The organism is Pantoea sp. MQR6 (assembly GCF_022761075.1).
Classification (GTDB): domain Bacteria; phylum Pseudomonadota; class Gammaproteobacteria; order Enterobacterales; family Enterobacteriaceae; genus Pantoea; species Pantoea phytostimulans.
The window spans coordinates 90,891-112,365 of sequence record NZ_JAKYXB010000006.1 but is presented as its reverse complement, the minus strand read 5'-3'; the positions used below and the strand labels follow the sequence as shown (position 1 = coordinate 112,365).

Below are 21,475 nucleotides of genomic sequence, written 5' to 3'. Positions count from 1 at the left end.
GGCACCGAGATGGCGTTATTAAATGTAGACAAATTGTCGGTGCATTTCGGCGACGATAAAGCACCGTTTCGTGCGGTAGACCGCATCAGTTATCAAGTTGAGCAAGGCCAGGTTGTTGGGATTGTAGGTGAATCCGGTTCAGGTAAATCGGTAAGCTCGCTGGCCATTATGGGGCTGATCGACTTTCCCGGCAAAGTCATGGCTGAGAAGCTCGAGTTTAATCAGAGCGACCTGAAGCGCATCTCCGAGAAAGAGCGCCGCCAGCTGGTGGGTGCGGAAGTGGCGATGATTTTTCAGGACCCGATGACCAGCCTGAACCCGTGTTACACCGTGGGCTTTCAGATTATGGAAGCGATTAAAGTGCATCAGGGTGGCAACAAGAAAACGCGACGTCAGCGTGCCATTGATCTGCTGAATCAGGTCGGCATTCCCGATCCCGCTTCGCGTCTGGATGTTTATCCGCATCAGCTGTCGGGTGGGATGAGCCAGCGCGTCATGATTGCGATGGCAATTGCCTGTCGCCCAAAACTGCTGATTGCCGATGAGCCAACGACCGCGCTCGACGTAACCATTCAGGCGCAAATCATTGAGCTGCTGCTGGAGTTGCAGCAGCAGGAAAACATGGCGTTGATCCTGATTACTCACGATCTGGCGCTGGTGGCTGAAGCTGCACATCACATTATTGTGATGTATGCCGGTCAGGTGGTGGAAAGCGGGAAAGCGACGGACATCTTTAAAGCGCCTCGCCATCCTTATACGCAAGCCTTGCTGCGTGCGCTGCCAGAGTTTGCGGCGGATAAAGCGCGTCTGGCGTCATTGCCTGGCGTGGTGCCGGGTAAATATGATCGTCCGCTCGGCTGCCTGCTTAATCCACGCTGTCCTTATGCCACCGATCATTGCCGTCAGGTAGAGCCTGAATTACGCGATATTCCAGGGCGTCAGTCCAAATGTCACTATCCGCTGGACGATGCCGGGAGACCAACTTATGAGTCTTGAGAAAACCAAGCAGGATTACCTGCTGCAGGCCATTGACCTGAAAAAACACTACCCCGTGAAAAAAGGACTTTTCGGTCAGGAACGTCTGGTTAAAGCGCTGGATGGGGTTTCATTCAATCTCGAACGCGGCAAAACATTGGCTGTGGTGGGCGAATCGGGCTGTGGTAAATCCACGCTGGGCCGCTTGCTGACGATGATCGAAACGCCAACCGAAGGGCAACTTTACTGGCATGGCCAGGATTTGTTGAAGCACGATCCGCAGGCACAGAAGCTGCGTCGACAGAAAATCCAGATTGTGTTCCAGAATCCTTACGGTTCGCTCAATCCGCGCAAAAAAGTCAGTCAGATTCTTGAAGAGCCACTGGTGATCAACACTTCACTGACTAAAGCGGAGCGCCGCGAAAAAACGCTGGAGATGATGGCGAAGGTCGGCCTGAAAACAGAACACTATGATCGCTACCCGCATATGTTCTCGGGCGGCCAGCGTCAGCGTATCGCCATTGCGCGTGGCTTGATGCTCGATCCCGATGTGCTGATCGCTGATGAACCGGTTTCGGCGCTCGACGTTTCAGTGCGTGCTCAGGTGCTGAACCTGATGATGGATCTGCAGCAGGACATGGGTTTGTCATACGTCTTTATTTCGCATGATTTGTCAGTGGTGGAGCACATTGCTGATGAAGTCATGGTGATGTACCTCGGACGTTGTGTCGAGAAGGGCAGTAAAGAGGCGATTTTCTCAAACCCGCGCCATCCGTATACCCAGGCGCTGTTATCGGCGACGCCGCGTCTCAATCCAGACGATCGCCGCGAGCGCATCAAACTGACCGGCGAATTGCCAAGTCCGCTGAGTCCGCCGCCGGGCTGCGCCTTTAACGCGCGCTGCCGTCGTCGTTTCGGCACTTGCGTACAGTTACAGCCGAAGCTGAAGCTGTATGGCGAACAGCAAATTGCCTGCTTCGCTGTCGACCAGGATGAAAATCAACCGGTCGGCGCGGCTGAAAAAGTCAGTTAATCAAAGTAATAAGGCTCCTTCTGGAGCCTTTTTTTTAAGCCAATTTTCCGCCAAAACCCTTACCAAAGCTGTTTCCCGCCCGACATGACAAACCAAAAGCCGTGAAAATCATTTATGAAGATTAACCCTTGGTAAACTTGCCGAAAAAAACAGCGAAAGAGTTAACCTGCCATAACGCAGTCAATCTCAGCTAATAACGTCTGTTTAACGTTAAGAGTCAGTCTGAATTTAGTCAGTATTTGGGACTAAAAGCGCTGTTAACAACGATGGTCGTGCCAGCTCAAGGTCGGATGAATGACTACACAGTTTTGTTAATGTTATGTTGCTTGATTTAACTTAAGGCTATCTTATTAATTTCCAGGCATAAACAGTTAACAACCGCGTTTTATCGTTAAATTTCAATCTATCTGATTAAACTCTTTTATTGAATGTGCTGTTTTTGTAATCAGATTTATCTCACTGTGTTTAAAGGGATGTGATATATTCCAGGATAATTCCCCCCTTGTTGTAGGCCACGGCCAATGAAGAATTACGACGATTTACAGCGTTTTAAAGAGAAGACGCAGACGCTCGATATCGCCTTTAAAGATATGTCTGGCCAGACGCAGGAAGCGGCGGAACAGAGTAAATGGGCATTGATTCGCCAGTTGGCAAAAGATGACCAAACCACCCCTTTTGATAGCAATCAGCGTATCGATCTGCCGCAGCCGCAGCCGATTCGTGGTGACGAATTCAGCGATCCCGCGCAAGGCGTGACGTCGCGCCCTGCTGGATTGGCGACGCCTTCCTCGGCACGTGGCTCAATTCTGGATAGCCTAACGCCTAACGCGTCGGTTGCCCCTGTTGCCGCGCCTACATCGGGTTTGTCTTCACTGTTTCCACCACCGCTTGCTCAAGCTCAGCCGGTTGCAGAGCCTGTCACTCAACCTGCGCCCGCCGCTTTTCAGCCTGCTCCGGCTATGATTCAACCCGTGGCTGTTCCCGCACAAGCTGCACCTGTTGCTCAACCTAAGCCTGTGTTTGCCGCAGCGTCTGCGCCTGTGGCGGCACCTGCCGCTGTTTCCAGCGCCGAGCCCGGACGTTTCGGTGCGCTGTTCCGTTCACGTAATAGCGAACCGGTCAGCCTGTCCAAAGAGACTTTACTGAAACCGTTATTGGAGAAGATTGCGTTATGCCGTTAGTTTGTGTGTGCTCGCCGAAAGGGGGTGTTGGAAAAACCACGATGGCGGCCAACCTGGCCTGGAGTCTGGCGCGTTCAGGTAGCAAAGTTCTGGCAATCGATTTCGATGTGCAGAATGCGTTACGCCTTCATTTTGGTGTGCCACTTCACGATGGGCGCGGTTTTGTGGCGCGTTCAGAAGAGCAGGCAGACTGGAGTCAGTCGATTCTCACCACTGGCGGCAACATTTTTGTGCTGCCGTATGGCGATGTTACCGAACCACAACGTGAACGGTTTGAAGAGAATCTGTCAAAAGATCCGCATTTCCTCCGCCGCGGTCTTGATACGGTACTGAATTACCCTGGCTTAGTGATCGTCGCCGATTTTCCGCCCGGCCCAGGCCCGGCGCTTAAAGCAATCAGCGCATTAGCCGATATGCATTTAGTGGTGATGTTAGCGGATACCGCATCGGTCTCATTATTGCCGCATATTGAGGAGAACCGAATGATTGGTCAGCCCCTCAATACTAAACAAGGACATTATTTCGTTCTGAACCAATGCGACAATCGCCGCAATATTAACCGTGACGTTACGGCATTTATACAGCAGCGCCTGGGCGATAATTTGTTAGGTGTGGTTCATCGTGATGAAAGCGTGGGTGAAGCGAATGCCTCACAGCAATCTGTTTATGATTTCAGTCCTGCTTCCGCTGCAGCGTTTGATATTGAACTGATTGCTAAACGCGTCGCCAATATTCTGGATATCACCGTAGGTAACGGCGAAGTTCAGGCCCCCATTCGCACCAGCCACTATTAATCGCCTGGCCTCGCCAGGTGCGTTAAAAAAACAGAGCTCTTTTAGGGTGATTCATGAGTAAAATCGGGTTTTACCTGCTGCTGCTGGTGCTTGCACCGGTCGCTGCGGTGATCATCATCACGCCGATGGATAGCCAAAAGCAGTATATTTTTGGCTTAATCAGCATCGTTATGATGTTTTTATTGGGTTTCAGTAAAAGCCGCAAAATAACTGTGGTCATGGTGATTCTTTCCGCGCTGATGTCCACCCGATATATTTGGTGGCGCACCACTGAGACGCTGCATTTTAATTCAGAAATTGAAGCCATCATGGGCATCGGCTTATATTTAGCGGAGCTTTATGTCTGGCTGATATTAATTTTGGGCTTTCTGCAAACCACCTGGCCATTAAAGCGCACCATTGAACCGCTGCCGGATGATACTAGCCTGTGGCCAACGGTCGATATTTACGTGCCGAGCTATAACGAAAGTCTGGACGTCGTGCGCGACACCGTTCTGGCCGCACAGTGCATCGACTATCCGCGCGACAAGTTAAAAGTCTATTTGCTGGATGATGGCAAGCGCAGCGAGTTTGCGGTATTCGCCGCCGATGTTGGCGTGGGTTACATCACCCGTGACAACAATAATCACGCAAAAGCCGGCAACCTCAACCATGCGATGAAAATCACCAAAGGTGAGCTGATTTGCATTTTTGACTGTGACCACGTTGCGACCCGCACCTTTTTGCAGGCGACTGTGGGCCCGTTCCTGAAAGATCCCAAGCTGGCGCTGTTACAGACGCCACACTACTTCTATTCTCCCGATCCATTCGAGCGCAACCTGCGCGCAGCGCGCAGTATTCCCAACGAAGGCTCGCTGTTTTACGGCCCGGTTCAGCAGGGTAACGACAACTGGAACGCAACCTTTTTCTGCGGTTCTTGTGCGGTGATTCGCCGTTCAGCGCTGGAAGAGATTGGCGGCTTTGCGGTTGAAACCGTGACCGAAGATGCGCACACCGCATTGAAAATGCAGCGTCTGGGTTGGGGATCGGCGTTCCTGTCGATTCCACTGGCGGCGGGCCTCGCGACAGAGCGCCTGGGTTTGCACATTGTTCAGCGTACCCGCTGGGCGCGTGGCATGACGCAGATCTTTCGCGTCGATAATCCGCTGTTTGGTCGTGGGCTGAAATGGCAGCAGCGTTTGTGCTATCTCAACGCCATGTTGCACTTCCAGTTTGGTCTGCCGCGCGTTGCCTTTCTAACGGCACCGCTGGCTTACTTGCTGTTTAATCTCAATATTATTCACTCCTCTGCCTCGTTGATCTTTGCCTATGTTTTGCCGCATCTGGTGATGTCGCTTTACGTCAACTCGCGGATGAATGGCCGTTTCCGTTACACCTTCTGGGGTGAAATCTATGAAACGGTGATGTGTTTCCATCTGATCATCCCGACGATTTTGACCATGCTGTCACCCAAGCACGGCAAATTTAACGTGACCGATAAAGGCGGTGTGCTGGATCAGGGCTTCTTCGATTTCCACATTGTGCGTCCTCACGTCATCGTGGCGGTGCTGCTGACCGTCGGCATCGTTGCTGGCGTGGTACGTGCGGTGATGCATGATTATTTCGGTGTCGATCCTTACGTTATTGCCCTCAACGTAGGTTGGGCGGTGTTCAGCCTGATTATCCTAATGGCGGCGATTGCGGTGGCCCGTGAAACCAAACAGGTCCGTAAAACAATCCGTATTGAGGTGCAGATCCCGGCGATTATTCACTACGCCAGCGGAATTTCCTCGCGCACCATGACCAGCGATATGTCGATGGGTGGCGCGCAGTTGGATGCACCCGATAATCGTCATGAGACGGATGAAATCGAAGAGATCGATCTGTTGCTGAAGTCCGGCACCATTACCATTCCCGTGAGTAAAATTTCCGGCGATGAAAAAACCATTCGCCTGCGTTTTGGCGCCATGCCGCTGTCACGTCGCCGCGAGTTGGTTCGCGTGGTATTGGCGCGTGCCGATGCCTGGATTCAGCCGGAGTATAAGAAAGATAATCCGCTGGTTTCGCTCGGCACTATCGTTCGCACGGTATTTGAACTGTTCTGGCTGACCTGGAAAGGCCGCCACGACAAGCGGAAACACGCCGAACAGGCCGCCGCCGCGAAAGAGGACAGCGCAGCATGAAAACCTTGACGCAAACTCTGCTGGCAAGCTCGCTGGCAGCTGCGCTGTTGCTGACGCCCGCCTGGGCAGAAACGCCGCCCACAGAAAACAACGGCTATGATGCGCCGGTGAACAGTGCAGCGCCCAGCGACCAACCCGTTAACGATGCCGCGCCTGCGGTGACGCAGGACAGCAGTGCGCTTTCACAAGTGCCGCCGCCAGAAGGGCTGCAAAATGCCGATCCGCAACTGGAAGCGGCAGCCAGCGCGCTGCCTTACGCACCAGGTCAGGAAATCACTGCGCCTGAGCCGCTGCCGGTGATCAGCGCGGCCCTGAATCAGCCGATCAGCAGCGCCATTACCGTGGCGCAAATGGGCCAGACTCAAGGCATCACGCTGACTGGCGGTCAGCTGCAATCCGGTATTGTCTTTACGCTGCCAAATGATGAAGTCATCACCAATGCGCATCTCAATTTGTCTTTGCGCGTGTCGCAAGCGCTGGCTGCGCGTAACACCTCGCTGCAACTGATGCTCAATGGTCAGCCGCTGGGGACGCTGCCGCTGGGTTCCAGCGACAGCGATGTCAGCGACTACCAGCTGGATATTCCCGCAGCGATGGTGGTGTCGAGCAATAATCTCAGCTTTAAAATCAACGATGCAGACAAACTGCTGTGCGAGAAAGAGAGCGCCGAGCAGTATCAGGTAACGATTTTGCCGAAAACTACGCTGACGCTTGAAGGGCAACAGCTGAACATTGGCACTGCTCTGCGTAACTTCCCGCGCCCGTTCCTCGATCCGCAACGTATGACGGCAAGCGCCGTAACCATGGGATTTGCCAGCAACGTTGCGCCAGATTCGATTAGCGCGGCGGCGTTGGTGGCGTCCTGGTTGGGCATTCAGAGTGATTATCGCGGCATCCGTTTTCCGGTGATGCGCGGTGAACTGCCAGAGAAAAACGGCATTCTGTTCGGTCATCCGGGCGACAAGATCGGCACGCTGACCTTCCCGGCGGTCACTGGCCCGCATCTGCAGGTAGTCGATAATCCGAACAACCCGGTTTACAAGCTGTTGCTGGTGAGCGGCGAAGATGAGAAGCAGCTGCGTCAGGCGGCTTACCGTTTGACTTCACAGCCGCTGACCACCGATGGCAGCGCGCTGCAAGTGCAGCCGCAGTCAATCGCCAACCGTCAGCCTTACGATGCGCCACGCTGGATCAACACCAGCCGCCCGGTGCGTCTGAGTGAGCTGTTGCGTAAAGATCAGAGCCTGACCAGCACCGGAATCTGGCACGATGCGATGCGCGTTAACTTCCGCGCCGCGCCCGACCTGTTCCTGTGGGATGGCGACACTGTGCCGGTTAATCTGCACTATCGCTTCCCGTCAGAAAGCTGGATTGATGAAAACGCCTCGTTACTCAACGTGACGCTGAACGGCACCTTCCTGCGTAATCTGACGGTAAACAAAGTCGGCCTGCTGGAAAATGCCTGGCATCGTTTGGGCGGTGATGCGCGTCAGGAGCAGTATCAGCTCAACCTCGATCCTTACCTGATCTACGGCGACAACCAGTTGGCGCTCTATTTCAACATCAAGCCAAAGGCCGATGCGCCATGCGGTGTACTGCTGAATAACAACATTAAGAGCCGCATCGAAGAGGATTCTTGGATTGATTTAAGCCATACGCGTCACTTCAGCATGTTGCCGAATCTCTCCTACTTTGTTGGTGCATCATTCCCGTTCACGCGGCTGGCGGACTTTGGCCAGACCACACTGCTGCTGCCAGAAGAGCCCACCGATGCGGAGATCTCTACCCTGCTGGATCTGGCTGCGCGAGCCGGTAACGCAACGGGCGTAGCACTGGCTCAGAATCAGGTGCTGTTTGGCCTGCCAAACGGCGGCACCAACCTGGCGCGTTTACAGCAGAGTGATGTGCTTGCCATTAGCACCACCGGCAACAGCGCGTTTAATCAGGCGATGCTGGCAAATTCACCTTACGAAGCCAGCGGCAGCACCTTTGGCGTGAAAGAGCCGAGTGCGTTGGAAAAAGCCCGCGCCTGGCTGATGGGGGATTGGTATCGCCAGCAGCTGGACGCCGATCGTTATTTCTCTTCGAATGAGTCATGGCGTGGCTTCCTGAGCTATCGCTCACCCTGGAACCCGGATCGCCTGGTGGTGATGACGGTTGCAAGCAGTGACGATCAGCTGCTGCGTCTGCATAACGATTTAAGTTCAGCGCGCATCAATGCCGGCATTCGTGGCGATACCGCCATCATTACTGATGAAAACGGTATCCGCAGCTTCCGCGTCGGGCCGCAGTTCCCGAGCGGAGAAATGCCGTGGTACATGATGGTGGTGTGGTATGCCAACCAGCATTCTGTGCTGTTGGCGATGACGGCGCTGTTGCTTTCGGCATTGGTGGGAAGCGCGGTGTGGGTAATGTTGAAACGTCACGCAGGACGCCGCCTCAACTACAAAAATGATCGTGATTCCGGCAAGAAGTAAGGAACAATAATGAAAAAAAATCTGTTGAGTGCCGGCATACGTCACGCGCTGTTTCTGGGCGGCGCACTGACACTTTCTCAGCCGCTGTTGGCGGCTGAGTCCACCAATCCTGCGTTACAGGCCCTGTTTGATCAGGCGGCTTACTGGCATCAAAAAGCGCATGACGATCTGGCTAAGTCCTCGCTGCAAAAAGTATTGATGGTTGAACCCAACAATACGCAGGCGCTCTATTTGCTGGCGCTCTATTCGCAGCAGGGCGGTGATAACGCCAGCGCGGCGCAGTATCGCGCACGCCTGAGTCAGGTTTCACCCAATGATGCCCATCTGAGCGAGCTGGATAACGCTCGCCAATTGCAAACCATTCCGCAGGCGCAGCTGTCGCTGGCTCGCCAGCAGGCGCGCAGCGGCAATATCGCGGCGGCGTTGCAAACCTGGCGCAATACCTTTAGCGGCAATGAACCCCCTGCCAGCGTGGCGGCAGAATATTATCTGACCATGGCGGGCGATCGCACGCTGCTGCCGCAGGCAGTTGAAGCGCTGCGTCAGTTCTCCGCAGAACACCCGCAAGATACCGGCGCTAAGCTGGCGCTGGGTAAAGCGATGACTTATCAAGAGTCGACACGCCGTGAAGGGGTTGATGTGTTGGGATCGCTGGCGGACGGCAATAAAGATGCCGATCGATCGCTGCGTCAGGCGCTGTTGTGGCTCGCACCACAAGCCACGGATGCGGCGATCTATCAAACCTGGCAGCAGCGTCACCCGCAGGATGCTGAGGTGCTGGATTATTACCGTAAAAACGTCGGCGGTGCTGAGAAAGGCGCAGGTTTCACCGCGCTGAACAGTGGCGACGTGAGCGGTGCCCAAAGTAACTTTGAAAAAGTGCTGACTGCCAATCCGCAAGATGCCGACGCGCTGGCGGGCATGGGGTATGTCGCGCAGCGTGCAGGACGTTATCAGGACGCCGCAGATTATCTGCAACGCGCTGCTCAGATGGGAGGCGATCAAGGTGCCGAGCGTCAGAAACAGGCAGCGGATGCTCGCTTCTATGCGCAGTTGGCTAACGCACAGCAAGCGCTGAAAAGCGGTGACAGCGCGCAGGCTTTGGCTTTGAGCGAGCCGTTAACGCAGGCCGAAGGCGAAAAAGGGATTTCTGCAAAACTGTTCCGCGCCGATGTGCAGCGACGCAGTAATCAGCTGGAGCAGGCAGAACAAACTTATCGCACTGTTTTACAAAGCGATGCGGACAACCGCAGCGCGAAAGAGGGCTTGTTCTACGTGCTGCGTCAGCAGAATCGCAGTGCAGAAGCCAATACCTTGCTCTCTTCTTTACCGGACAGCGTGCGTCAAAGCGTGACGCCGCGTGGCAGCAGCATCGATCCGATTCGTCAGCAGGCCAAACGCCAGCTGGCGGCGGGCAATACCCGTGCCGCAATCGCTACACTACAACAGGGCATTCAGCGTTATCCAAACGAAGGCTGGTTGCGTCTCGACCTGGCGCGTCTCTATCGCCAGCAGGGCGACAGCCTACAAGCGGCTAACGTGATGCAGCCGGTGATGCGTAACGGCGCCAGCAGCAGCGAGCTTTACGCGGGCGCACTGAATGCCAGCGAAAGTGGTGCCTGGCAACAGGCCAGCGTGCTGCTGTCGCGGATTCCGTCCAGCGCACAAACGCGTGAGATGCGAGACCTGGCGCAGCGCGTGAACTTCAATTTGCAGATGAACACCGCCGATCAATATCTGGCGCAGGGTTCGAACGCGGCAGCAGCGAATACGCTAAAAGCGCTGGCGGCCCATCCGCCAACTAATCCAGTGGATGCGGGCAACCTGGCGCAGAAGCTGGCGAAAGCGGGCGATGTCACTACGGCGGTTGCTGTGGTGCGCGGCAACATGCAGCGCGGTGTACAGGGCAATGTAGGCGATTACGCCGCGCAGGTTAACGTGCTGAATCAGGCGGGTCTGGGCAGCGAAGCGCAGAGCTTCCTTAGCAGCCCAGAACTGCAGGCGCGCAGCACGCCAACCCAGCTGGCCGGTATTCGTAACGGTTATTTGATCAATGAAGTAGATCGCTTGCGTCAGCAGAAACAGTACGCGGCCGCTTACGACAAGCTGATCGGCGCGCTGCAACACGATCCGCAAAACCGCGATCTGATGTTCGCTATGGCACGTCTCTATCAAGACGGCAAGATGAACAAAGATGCGGGCGTGGTGTATGACTATCTGATGACGCAGGACACGCCAACGCAAGATGCGCGAGTCGGTGCCATCAATGTTGCACTGGCGCAGAACAACGTCCAGCGTGCCAATGATTTGTCACGCGGCCTGAACAGCGTGCAGACGCCCGATCGGCAACTGCTGATGGCACGCGTGGCTGAAGCCAACGGTGACCATTCACAAGCGATGGTTTATCTGCGCTCGGCGCGTGGGCAGCTGATTGGTTTGCAAGGTGCACAAGGCGGCACGCCAACCGTGGGCGGCCTGGCCTTAGCGGATAATCCGTTTATCAACCGCAGCACCTCGCCAGTAGGGCGCTCGCCGTCCAGCTACGGCACCGTGTTGCCGTGGCAAAGTGCACCGGCTGCTACCAGCAGCGCTGAAGGCGTCACGCTGGCGAGCGGCGCGAGTATGCCGTCACCGCAGACGCAGATGCTGCATCAGATCGACACCATGATGGACGATCTGCAAGAAAAAACCGGCACCTGGGCGCAGGGCACGGTGCAGGTGCGTGGACGTGATGGTGAATCGGGCCTGAGCAAACTGACCGAAGCCAAAGCGCCGCTGACCTTCTCTACCGTGCCGTTTGGTGAGTCGCGCTTCGACTTCACCCTGACGCCTGTTTCCCTGACCGCAGGCAGCGCATCGGGTGATGCATGGCGCCGTTTCGGCACCAACGCGATCACGCAAGGCAACGTTGTGGCGGCAGGCGGGGCAACCGTAACCGATCAGCCAAGCGCCACCACCGATTCACAAACCGCATCGGGCGTTGAACTGAACCTCGCCTTGAAAGGCGACAGTTACAAAGTTGATTTAGGCAGTACGCCATTGGGCCAGGATCTCAGCACGCTGGTGGGTGGCGTTCAATGGTCGCCGAAGCTGACAGACTTCCTGACGCTGATCTTGACGGGTGAACGTCGCGCAATGACTGACAGCCTGCTCTCCTACGTGGGTTTGGAAGATAAAACCAGCGGCAAGAAATGGGGCCGCGTCACCAAGAACGGCGGCAACGCTTTGCTGAGTTACGACAACGGCGATGCGGGTTTCTATGTCGGCGCGGGCGGCTACAGCTATATTGGTGAAAACGTGGCCAGCAACACCAGTATGCAGGCAACCGCTGGCGCGTATGTGCGTCCTTATCATTACGACGACCGCGAGCTGAAAGTGGGCATGAGCCTGTCGTGGATGGATTTTTCGAAAAACCTGAGCTATTTCAGCTACGGTCAGGGCGGTTACTTCAGCCCGCAGAACTATGCTTCGGTGTCGTTCCCGGTCGATTTCTCACGCAAGTTTGATGACCTGAAAGTCAACGTTGGCGGTTCGGTCGGTTATCAATCCTACAGCCAGGATAAGAGCGCCTACTTCCCGGACGATCCAAACCTTCAGTCACAAATGGAAGCGCTGGCTGCCTCGGGTAGCGCGAAGAGCGCCTTCTATTCGGGCGACAGCAAAAACGGCATCGGCTATAACCTGCATGCTGGCGCGGATTACAAGATCAACAAAGACGTGACGATTGGTGGCCAGCTTGGCTATGACACCTTTGGCGATTACAACGAAAGCACGGCGCAGTTGAATGTCCGTTACATGTTCGGAGAAAAGTAATGAGTGAACATTTTGGTGGGGCATCGCATCCGCATCAACCCGGCTGGTTTGATCTGGTCAGCGTATTGCTGGAAGGCATGGTCGCCAACGCCGGCCAGGCTGAAGCAGAAGCCTTTTTACAGAATAGGGGTGAATCACTGGCTGCGCGCTACCCTTTGCCAGAAGCACGCACTGTCCAGGATCTGGAGCGCGAAATTAACCTACAACTGGCACGTTTTAACTGGGGTTTTGTGCAGCTGCAACCGCAAGATAACGCGCTGCTGCTGAAGCATCATGCGTTGCCAGCCGGTGATAATGCGCAGGCAGTAGCAGACTGGCAATCTGCTTTTGGCGCGGTACTGGCCGGATTATATTCGGGCTGGCTGCAAGGCCAGGGCGGTAGCGCAGCAGTACAAATCGTACTTGAACTGAATGACGGCAATACGCTGCATTATCGATATCAATAGGACGTTGGAATGAGAGCGAAGTTCTGCCTGAGATGGCTATTTTGTTGTTTGATAATGGCTTTTAGCGTGCAAGCTAGTGCAAGTGGCTGGGATACGTTCAAAAGCCGCTTTGTGATGCCAGAAGGGCGCATCATTGATACCGCGAATAACAACGTCAGCCATACCGAAGGTCAGGGTTATGGCATGTTGCTGGCGGTAGCTAATGATGATCGCGCCACTTTTGACCAGCTTTGGCTGTGGACGCAAACGCATTTGCGCAATGCACAAAACGACCTGTTTTACTGGCGCTACACACCGGGCAACGACAATCCTGTTGCGGATAAAAACAATGCTTCAGACGGCGATGTCTTGATTGCCTGGGCGCTGCAACGTGCAGCGCAGAAATGGCAGGCAAATGAGTATCAGCAGGCTTCGGATCGTATTCAGCGCGCCATTGTGAAGCTCAATGTGATCACCTTTGGCGGCCATACCGTGATGCTGCCGGGTGCGCAGGGCTTTAATAAAAACAGCTATGTGGTGCTGAATCCGTCTTATTTCCTGTTTGCGGCCTGGCAGGCGTTCGCGCAGCGCAGCCATCTTCAGGTCTGGAGCAAACTGATCGATGATGGCAACGATTTGCTGAGCGAAATGCATTTCGGCAAAACCGGCCTGCCGCTGGATTGGGTAGCCTTGAACGCGGATGGATCGCTGGCACCCGCATTGGGCTATTCCAACCGCTTTAGTTATGACGCGATTCGTATTCCGCTCAATATCTGGTGGTACGATCCGCAAAGCCTGGCATTGGGGCCGTTCCAGCGTGTCTGGCAGGGTTACAGTCGTCAGCAAACGCCTGCCTGGTTTGATGTGTTGGCCAATACGCCGGCACCTTATAACCTCGAGGGTGGATTGTTAGCGGTGCGGGATTTGACGATGAATCAAACCGGTTACATCAGCGATACCCTCGCCCCGGATCAGAACTACTTCTCCTCTAGCCTGCAGTTACTGACGTGGCTGGCGCTTCAGGATAAGCACTGAGTTAAGTGCTCTGCGCATGTTTTTTTGTTCTCTGCGCGCTGTCCCCCATCCCAGCCTTCCCCCGCGACGCGGGGGAAGGAGACGCTGCCACATGCAGCTTTAATACTCGCATATGGCAGCATCTTCCTCCCCCATTTATGGGGGAGGATTGAGGTGGGGGGCAAACGACCTCGCCCTTATGAGGATTGAGGTGGGGGGCAAACGACCTCCTCTGCGCGCTGTCCCCCATCCCGGCCTTCCCCCGCGACGCGGGGGAAGGAGACGCTGCCACATGCAGCCTCATCACTAACATATGGCAGCATCTTCCTCCCCCATTTATGGGGAGGACCGAGGTGGGGGACAAACGACCTCACACTTATGAGGATTGAGGTGGGGGACAGACGACCTCGCACTTAAAAAGGTTGGGACCAGCATCCCTACTGCGGATAAGCCACCCAATCGCCGCCATTAAGGCGAATCCAGGGTTTGCCCTGATACATCACCACCACCGCATTATCATTTTCAGAGACCACAGGCGTTTGCGGCAGATTGTCGGTCAAGGCTGACATATTCACATTCGGCGCATTAAATACCTGGCCATCAATTACCCGCGAAACCAGCGCTGAAATCGCCTGCAAGCTGGTGGGCGTATCAATCGTTAACGGCTGCCCCTGATGGGGTGCTTTCATGCCGACAAATTTAATGCCTACCGGCACATGTGTGATGCTGGGGCTGGGAATGTCGCGTAAACCTGACATCTGCATTTTGTCACCCTGCAACGCTGCGCCATGCTCCGGCACCACCACCACCATGACTCGACGGCCCGATTTCTCCAGATTATTCAGGAAGCTATCGAGTTGGTTAAACAGTTGCTGCGCACGCGGTTTCCAGGCGGCGGTTTGGCTACTGCCCAGTTCACGCGTGCCGTCATGCAGCGGAATCAGGTTATAAAAAGTCGCGCTGCGGGCATCATTACTTTTGCTGCGTTCATCTAACCAGCGCTGCATAAGCTGCGCATCATTGAACACTGTCGACCCTTCAAACGACGTCAGCGCAGGTGCGATACCCACTTGCGACATCAGCGGTGCCTGCAAATCACCATAATCACGCAGCTCTTTAAGATAGCCACCAAACACGCCGGTGTGATCCATCATCAACTGCTGTTTAAAACCCAGCTTAGCGAGATTATCAAACAGGTAGCAGCGCTGATCGGTGGGCTTATAGAGATCGCTGTGCGAGGTTTGCCCACAGCTGGCGCGCAGTAAACGCAGGCCGGCCGGGCCGCTGTAACCGGTTGCCGAGTTATAGTTATTCAACACAATATCAAAGTGCTGCCACAGTGGATGATTGCGCAGTTGAGCGCTATCAACATCTGACCAGGCCAGCGAGCAAATGTTGACGATTAAAATATCAAACGGCTGCGAATCCGCCGGAAGCGCGGCAGGGAATTCTGTCACACGCTGGCGTTCACTGTCGTAAAAACGGTTGAGCCAGGCCGTCAAGTTAGCGCTGCTGGGCGGTGCAGACTGATCGAGCGGGTCTGACGAATTAACGACGGCTTTTTCGCCTGGCGCAACGTTACGTGCCACTTCTGGCGTGGCGGCTTTCGTCGGCAGTAACGCGAACGAGGGACCGGCAAAATTCATGACATTGAGCCAAATCAGCATCAGCGAAACCAGCACTGAAATGCGAACCCACTGCGAAACAAACAGGTACAGCACCAGTAACACGAAAGCCGCACCGATCATCTGCCAGTTAATAAACCGGTTAGTCAGATCAAGCAGATACGCGCCAGAGAATCCCGCCAGCTGATCGCCCTGACTGAGCAGGGAATGCATGCCTGGCAACCAGGTATCGTGCCAGAACAGCGCAATACTCAGCGGAATTGATAGCCCATTGCGCAGACGATGCAGGCGTAAAGAGGGCAGCGGAAACAGCAGCCAGGCAAGGAAGACAAGGTTAGTCAGCGCATGGAAATTCAGATAGCCGTACCATAACAGGCCAAACTTGAGCAGAAAGTAGAAATTCCAGCCGCCCAACCCACGCCAGCCGTTCCACAGCAACGTAGAGGAGGCAGAATCATGTGTGTGGTGATGCATTAACGTTTCACATCCTTTTTCGAGGATTCTCGCTGCCAGTAACCGTGAGACTTCAACACACGTGCAGGCAACAGGCGGTTCAGGAATCCGTTCCAGCGGCGTGGCAACCAGTGGCGATATAACGGCTTCAAAAATAACAAAAGAAACAGAACAAGCAGCGCAATCTGCACGCTATCCATCAAGTTCATCAGCGTCTTTTCCCCTCAAGATTGAGTGAGACGGGTTGCGGTATGCGGCGCAACGGCATACGCGTCGCGCCAGTCGTGATTTTTTCAACAGTCGTCGATTCCACCAACAGCGGCATTTCGCGCAGGGAATCAGGCACGACATTTTTTATCTTGCCAACCTCAGCGAGGATTTGATGATCTTCAAACCACAGCACCCGATTAGCAAAAAGCTGATCGTGCGGCAGCGAAAAGATAAACGTCAGCGCGGTATCGAGATCGTTGAAACGGCAAGACGACAAAAACAGATAGACGCGATCGTCCAGCGTGGTGACTAAATCACCGTAGCGGCGCGGCTTACACAGCGTCAGAATCTGTTCCGTCTTTAGCTCTGGGACGGGACGCAGCGCGACCAACAAGCCTTTATCGTTTTCTGGCAGCAGCGTATTCGACATCAACTGCGACACCGCCAGGCAAAAGGCATCCAACCGGAGATACCCCTTTTGCTGCAAGGGCTGCAATGCGCTGATCAACGCGTCAAGATTGCCCGGCACGTGTCGGCTGAATTGCAAACCCTGCAAGCCTTCCAGCGTCGTCAGGAAACGTGACATCGGTGCCGTTGACGGCACGATGGCATTGACACCGCACGCCAGCAGCAGGCGTTCATCGCTGTAGCGCAGGCTGGTTTTCATCTCACGTATGACAATCTTTAAGCCGTTACCGCGTGAACGGCGCAGGCTATGCACACGTTTTGCCAGCGAGTTGATCTCTTCTGTGTGCGTCAGGCTAAAAATGACCGTTGCCGCACTGGCTTGTTGTGCGCGGGAAAAAACCTGCTCATTATCCGCGAATAAAACCCACTGTTTTGATAGCGGTGGGGCTCCTTCCAGTACAATTTTATCGGCCAGATAATGGGTTACATCATCACGGCTTAAAGGTTCAGGCTGTTCTTTTTCATTAACGGCAATAAAACATTCATTATGCTGTTTTAATCGCAATGCACGATCTGCCAACAATCTATCGGTCGAATACCACCAATTAATTCGATATTGCCAACTATCTTGCTGGAATTCTAAATGTGCGACGCCGTCAATCTGCCGAAAATACCGTTGAAGATTGTCACGAAGGTTAATAATTGTGGAGCCAAAGGTGATGATTAAAAAGGTGAATGCTTTTTTTGTTATTACCCTACGGATACGTTTCATCCATAACGTCAATTCTTCAGCGGATAATTTATCCCATAGAAGCGAATCCGTATAAAACAGCACCAGGCCGCTTTTATTACTGAGAGTTCGCGCTAAATCGCTGTCGAGTTTTAGCAGGCTTTTTTTATTTTTTGGTAGCGAAAACAGCGGAATACGATCGGGGCCCGCTGCGGGTGTGGGTGTCAGTAAGGCGCGAGGTGCTTCATCAGCACTGATTAGCGTTGCTGACTGTTGAGCACTGATCACCTGACGAATAAAGTGTCGGGCATCTTCCTGACGCTGGCAGGTAACCCAATAACATCCCGGTGATTGCATTGCCATTAATTCTGGCTGAACCTGTTGCAGGCCCAGTAGAGAGGAGTTTTTCATTTAAGTATCGCGATTCATTCAGTCAGCGCTAGCTTATTATAGAAAGCGGCGAATGTAACCGAAGATATTTAAAAATACGCTATGACAGAATACCTCTGAATGATTTATGATCGGCGTAACGCAGCATGCCTGTATTAAATTTAAATAATAAAACTGCACATTAACTTGCGTCGCTTATTTGTGACAAAAAGTTCTGTGGCGAACGCTTTGTGACAAACTTTTTGTAGTGAAGAGTAATGAATATTGAAAACACCTTTTCAGTGGTGACCTCTGCCAGTGAGCAGCAAGATGATATCAGTGCCTTGAGAGAAGCTTTTGCGATCAAGACTTTTCACTATATTGATATTGCGCGTGAAGAACGGCTGGCGGGCATCGTGGCGCGCTGGCCATTGCTGACGGAATTAGCGTCTGTTGTCGCGGAGCAGCAGCGCTAATGCCAACGGTGGTGATTCAGGGTTTGCGCGGCGGGACTGGCGCGACGTCACTCACTGCGGCGCTGAGTTGGGCGCTTTCCGCGTTGGGCGAATCGGTATTAGCCATTGATGGTGATGCTGAAAACCAGCTGGCGGCGCATTTCAACGCGCCGCTTACCGCGACACGCGGTTGGATGCAGGCAATCCGAGACGGACAACGCTGGCAGGAGAGCGCACTGCGCTATCAGGCTGGCCTTGATCTGCTGCCGTTTGGTCAGCTCATTCATCAATCTGACTTAACGCTTTTACAGCAGGATGGCGAGATCGCCGCCGAACTGCTCAACGCCATTCCGGTCCTGAAACGCAACTATCAATGGCTTTTTTTGGATATCCCAGCCATCAGCTTGCCCTGGCATCACACTCTGCTGGCGCAGGCTGACTGCGTACTTAAGGTATTAACGCCGGATGCCAATTGCCACTTGCGTTTACATCAACATACCTTTGCGGCCAATACGCGTTTTTTACTCAACCAATTTAATGCTAACAGCAAATTGCAGCAGGATTTGCATCAGCTGTGGCTGGCATCGCTCACCCACCTGATCCCGGTGCTGATTCATCGGGATGAAGCACTGGCAGAATCACTGATGATGAAGCAGCCGCTGGGTGAGTATCGTCCACACGCCTTGGCGAGCGAAGAGATCACCACGTTAGCGAACTGGCTGATTTTGCATATAGCGGGAGTGCGTCAGTGAATCCGCTGCGCTGGCTATTGATCCCTCAGGTTTGTCAGGCGCTGCAACGGCGTTATAGCGGCGCACGTCAACATGACGCGTCTGTCATTGCCAGCGTGTTGCAGCTGTTATGGTGCACGCTGGGCTGGGCCTTTTTACGCTTTGAAACGCCAGCCTGGCAACGTGTGATTCAGGATCGCCGTCGTCTTTATCCTCATATCTCGCCCGAACGGCCGCGGCCACTTGATATTCTGCGTTATCTGCTACAAAGCTTCTGGCTGCTGCTGTTTTTGCCGCTGGATAGCAGCGTCCGCAGCGAACGTCTGCGACTTAACGCGTTTCAGCCGCTGTTCCGCTGGCGTCAACGTTTGTATCAATGGCTGGGACAATTGCCTGAACGCATGGATGCGCAAGGCGTTAGTCAACGCGCAGAAAAACGGTTACGCCGTCTTTCACCCACCCTGCGTCGCGTGTTGTTTATCATCGTTGCTATGGGTACGACGCTGCTGGCGCTGCTCTGTATCTCTCAGCCGTTTGGCTTGATGACGCAATTTATTTTTGTGCTATTGCTGTGGGGATTGGCGATGCTGGTGCGTCGTGTACCGGGCCGTTTATCCACCATCATGTTGATTGTGCTGTCGTTAACCGTTTCCTGCCGCTATTTGTGGTGGCGCTATACCTCAACGCTTAACGGGGACGATCCGCTGAGTCTGAGCTTTGGCGTGTTGCTGATTGCGGCGGAAACCTATTCGTGGACGGTGCTGGTGCTGGGTTACTTCCAGACGCTTTGGCCGCTCAATCGTCAGCCGATGACAATGCCGATTCCCGTCGATCAGTGGCCGAGCGTGGATTTGCTGGTGCCGACGTTTAACGAACCCTTGAGCGTGGTGAAGCCGACGATTTATGCCGCGCTGGGTATCGACTGGCCGAAAGAGAAGCTGAATATCTACCTGCTGGATGACGGCACGCGCGACGATTTTGGCGAGTTTGCGGCCAGCGTTGGCGTGCATTACGTGGTACGTCCAACCCATGAACACGCCAAGGCGGGCAACATCAATCATGCCTTACAAACCCGCTGTCAGGGTGATTACGTTGCTATTTTCGACTGCGATCACGTTCCAACCCGCTCGTTTTTACAGATGACGATGGGCTGGTTCATAAAAGAAGAAAGAATGGCGATGCTGCAAACGCCGCATCACTTTTTCTCTCCCGATCCGTTTGAACGCAATCTGGGTCGCTTTCGTCGTACACCTAACGAAGGTTCGCTGTTTTATGGCCTGGTACAGGATGGCAACGATACCTGGGACGCGACATTCTTCTGCGGTTCCTGTGCGGTGTTGCGCCGTAGCGCGCTGGATGAGATTGGTGGCATCGCCGTTGAAACCGTGACAGAAGATGCTCACACGTCGCTGCGTTTACATCGTCGCGGCTACAAGTCTGCGTATATTCGTATTCCGCAAGCGGCGGGGCTGGCGACAGAAAATCTCTCTGCGCATATTAGTCAGCGTATTCGCTGGGCGCGTGGCATGGTGCAAATCTTCCGGCTGGATAATCCCCTGTTTGGCAAAGGGCTGAAACTGGTACAACGGCTCTGTTATGCCAACGCGATGCTGCATTTTCTGGCGGGGATTCCACGGCTGATCTTCCTGCTCGCGCCGTTAGCGTTTTTGCTGTTCCACGCCTACATCATTTATGCGCCCGCACTGGCGATCGCCCTCTATGTCTTGCCGCACATGCTGCACACCAGCATGACCAACTCACGTATTCAGGGCCGCTGGCGTCACTCTTTCTGGAGCGAGGTCTATGAAACCGTGCTTGCCTGGTATATCGCCCGGCCAACGACGGTGGCGCTGTTTAATCCACACAAAGGTAATTTTAACGTCACGGCCAAAGGTGGACTGGTGGCGGAACAGCATCTCGATTGGGTCATCACGCGTCCTTATATGTGCCTGGTGCTGATCAACCTGGCGGGCATTGGCATGGCGTTTTGGCGCATGGCAAATGGCCCAACCACAGAAATCCTCACCGTTTGGGTCAGCTTGATCTGGGTGATTTACAACATGGTGATTCTGGGCGGTGCGGTCGCGGTATCGGTAGAGGCGCGGCAGATACGCGAAGCGCACCGCGTAGAAATTGCCATGCCCGCTGCGATTGCCCGCAAAGATGGTCACATGGTGCCGTGTACGCTGCGCGACTATTCGGATGGTGGCGTCGGCGTTGAACTGCGCGAAGCCGACGCGCTGGTGGAAGATGAAGCGGTGCACTTACTGTTACGGCGCGGACAGCAGGAGTTCAGTTTCCCCTGCCACGTACAGCGCGTATTTGGGCGTCGCGCCGGGATTCGGCTGCATCAACTGAGCACCGAACAACATATCGAATTTATCCAGTGCACGTTTGCTCGCGCCGATACCTGGGCGTTGTGGCAGGACGGTTTCCCCGAAGATAAACCGGTGCAAAGTCTTGCCGATATTATGGTGCTGGGCTTCAAAGGCTATCTGCGCCTGGCAGAGTATGGGCCGCCGCAATTACGTCAGCTGTTTACGCTGCTTACCGGACTACTGAGTTGGCTGGCCTCGCTGCTGCCAAAAAGCGTCAGTGCGCGCCAACAGGCGTGACAGTT

General features: G+C 54.3%; 15 protein-coding genes. 12 read left to right on the top strand and 3 right to left on the bottom strand.

Translation table 11 applies throughout. From position 1 onward, the window contains the following. Positions 1-9: 9 nt before the first annotated feature. The 9 genes from dppD to MUG06_RS19425 all read left to right on the top strand — a co-directional run bounded on the left by dppD (position 10) and on the right by MUG06_RS19425 (position 13,895). On the top strand, positions 10-996 hold the full coding sequence (dppD, locus tag MUG06_RS19465) for a dipeptide ABC transporter ATP-binding protein (RefSeq protein WP_215848017.1): 987 nt from the start codon (positions 10-12) through the stop codon (positions 994-996). Then, positions 986-2,008 carry a dipeptide ABC transporter ATP-binding subunit DppF gene (gene dppF / locus MUG06_RS19460; protein WP_215848016.1) on the top strand — a complete coding sequence of 341 codons (1,023 nt, stop codon included), beginning with the start codon at positions 986-988 and terminating at the stop codon, positions 2,006-2,008. The genes dppD and dppF overlap by 11 nt, the downstream gene beginning before the upstream one ends. A 521-nt stretch (positions 2,009-2,529) precedes the next feature. After that, positions 2,530-3,189 carry a cellulose biosynthesis protein BcsO gene (gene bcsO, locus MUG06_RS19455; RefSeq protein ID WP_215848015.1) on the top strand — a complete coding sequence of 220 codons (660 nt, stop codon included), beginning with the start codon at positions 2,530-2,532 and terminating at the stop codon, positions 3,187-3,189. Beyond that, entirely contained in the window at positions 3,180-3,983 is an 804-nt protein-coding gene (gene bcsQ, locus MUG06_RS19450) for a cellulose biosynthesis protein BcsQ (RefSeq protein WP_243079746.1), read from the top strand. The genes bcsO and bcsQ (MUG06_RS19450) overlap by 10 nt, the downstream gene beginning before the upstream one ends. A gap of 53 nt (positions 3,984-4,036) precedes the next feature. After that, positions 4,037-6,145 (top strand): UDP-forming cellulose synthase catalytic subunit, encoded by a 2,109-nt coding sequence (bcsA, locus tag MUG06_RS19445; RefSeq protein WP_215848013.1) that lies wholly within the window; start codon positions 4,037-4,039, stop codon positions 6,143-6,145. Continuing rightward, positions 6,142-8,622: a cellulose biosynthesis cyclic di-GMP-binding regulatory protein BcsB gene (gene bcsB, locus MUG06_RS19440; protein WP_243079745.1), complete on the top strand. Its 2,481-nt coding sequence runs from the start codon at positions 6,142-6,144 to the stop codon at positions 8,620-8,622. Before bcsA (MUG06_RS19445) ends, bcsB begins: the two co-directional genes overlap by 4 nt. 9 nt (positions 8,623-8,631) lie before the next feature. Next, positions 8,632-12,435, top strand: a complete 3,804-nt coding sequence (locus tag MUG06_RS19435; protein ID WP_243079744.1) for a cellulose biosynthesis protein BcsC — start codon at positions 8,632-8,634, stop codon at positions 12,433-12,435. Continuing rightward, complete coding sequence (gene bcsD, locus MUG06_RS19430; RefSeq protein WP_243079743.1) at positions 12,435-12,881, top strand: cellulose biosynthesis protein BcsD; 447 nt, start codon at positions 12,435-12,437, stop codon at positions 12,879-12,881. Before MUG06_RS19435 ends, bcsD begins: the two co-directional genes overlap by 1 nt. Before the next feature lie 9 nt (positions 12,882-12,890). Beyond that, complete coding sequence (locus MUG06_RS19425) at positions 12,891-13,895, top strand: glycosyl hydrolase family 8 (RefSeq protein WP_243079742.1); 1,005 nt, start codon at positions 12,891-12,893, stop codon at positions 13,893-13,895. A 416-nt stretch (positions 13,896-14,311) separates the two neighbouring features. Here the strand turns inward: MUG06_RS19425 and bcsG are convergent, their stop codons facing one another. Genes bcsG through bcsE form a run of 3 tightly spaced genes read right to left on the bottom strand, consistent with a single transcriptional unit; the run spans position 14,312 to position 17,711 of the window. Beyond that, positions 14,312-15,973, bottom strand: a complete 1,662-nt coding sequence (gene bcsG / locus MUG06_RS19420; protein WP_243079741.1) for a cellulose biosynthesis protein BcsG — start codon at positions 15,971-15,973, stop codon at positions 14,312-14,314. Then, positions 15,973-16,161: a cellulose biosynthesis protein BcsF gene (gene bcsF / locus MUG06_RS19415; RefSeq protein ID WP_243079740.1), complete on the bottom strand. Its 189-nt coding sequence runs from the start codon at positions 16,159-16,161 to the stop codon at positions 15,973-15,975. The genes bcsG and bcsF overlap by 1 nt, the downstream gene beginning before the upstream one ends. Beyond that, a complete protein-coding gene (bcsE, locus tag MUG06_RS19410; protein WP_243079739.1) occupies positions 16,161-17,711 on the bottom strand; it encodes a cellulose biosynthesis protein BcsE in 1,551 nt (516 codons plus the stop codon). The genes bcsF and bcsE overlap by 1 nt, the downstream gene beginning before the upstream one ends. A 236-nt stretch (positions 17,712-17,947) precedes the next feature. Between bcsE and bcsR the strand changes: the two genes are divergently transcribed. The 3 genes from bcsR to bcsA (MUG06_RS19395) are packed head-to-tail and all read left to right on the top strand — an operon-like array spanning position 17,948 to position 21,470. Next, positions 17,948-18,145, top strand: coding sequence for a cellulose biosynthesis protein BcsR (gene bcsR / locus MUG06_RS19405; protein ID WP_215848007.1), 198 nt, complete (start codon positions 17,948-17,950; stop codon positions 18,143-18,145). Next, positions 18,145-18,876, top strand: coding sequence for a cellulose biosynthesis protein BcsQ (gene bcsQ / locus MUG06_RS19400; protein WP_243079738.1), 732 nt, complete (start codon positions 18,145-18,147; stop codon positions 18,874-18,876). Before bcsR ends, bcsQ (MUG06_RS19400) begins: the two co-directional genes overlap by 1 nt. Next, a complete protein-coding gene (gene bcsA, locus MUG06_RS19395; protein ID WP_243079737.1) occupies positions 18,873-21,470 on the top strand; it encodes a UDP-forming cellulose synthase catalytic subunit in 2,598 nt (865 codons plus the stop codon). Before bcsQ (MUG06_RS19400) ends, bcsA (MUG06_RS19395) begins: the two co-directional genes overlap by 4 nt. The last annotated feature ends 5 nt before the right edge of the window (positions 21,471-21,475 follow it).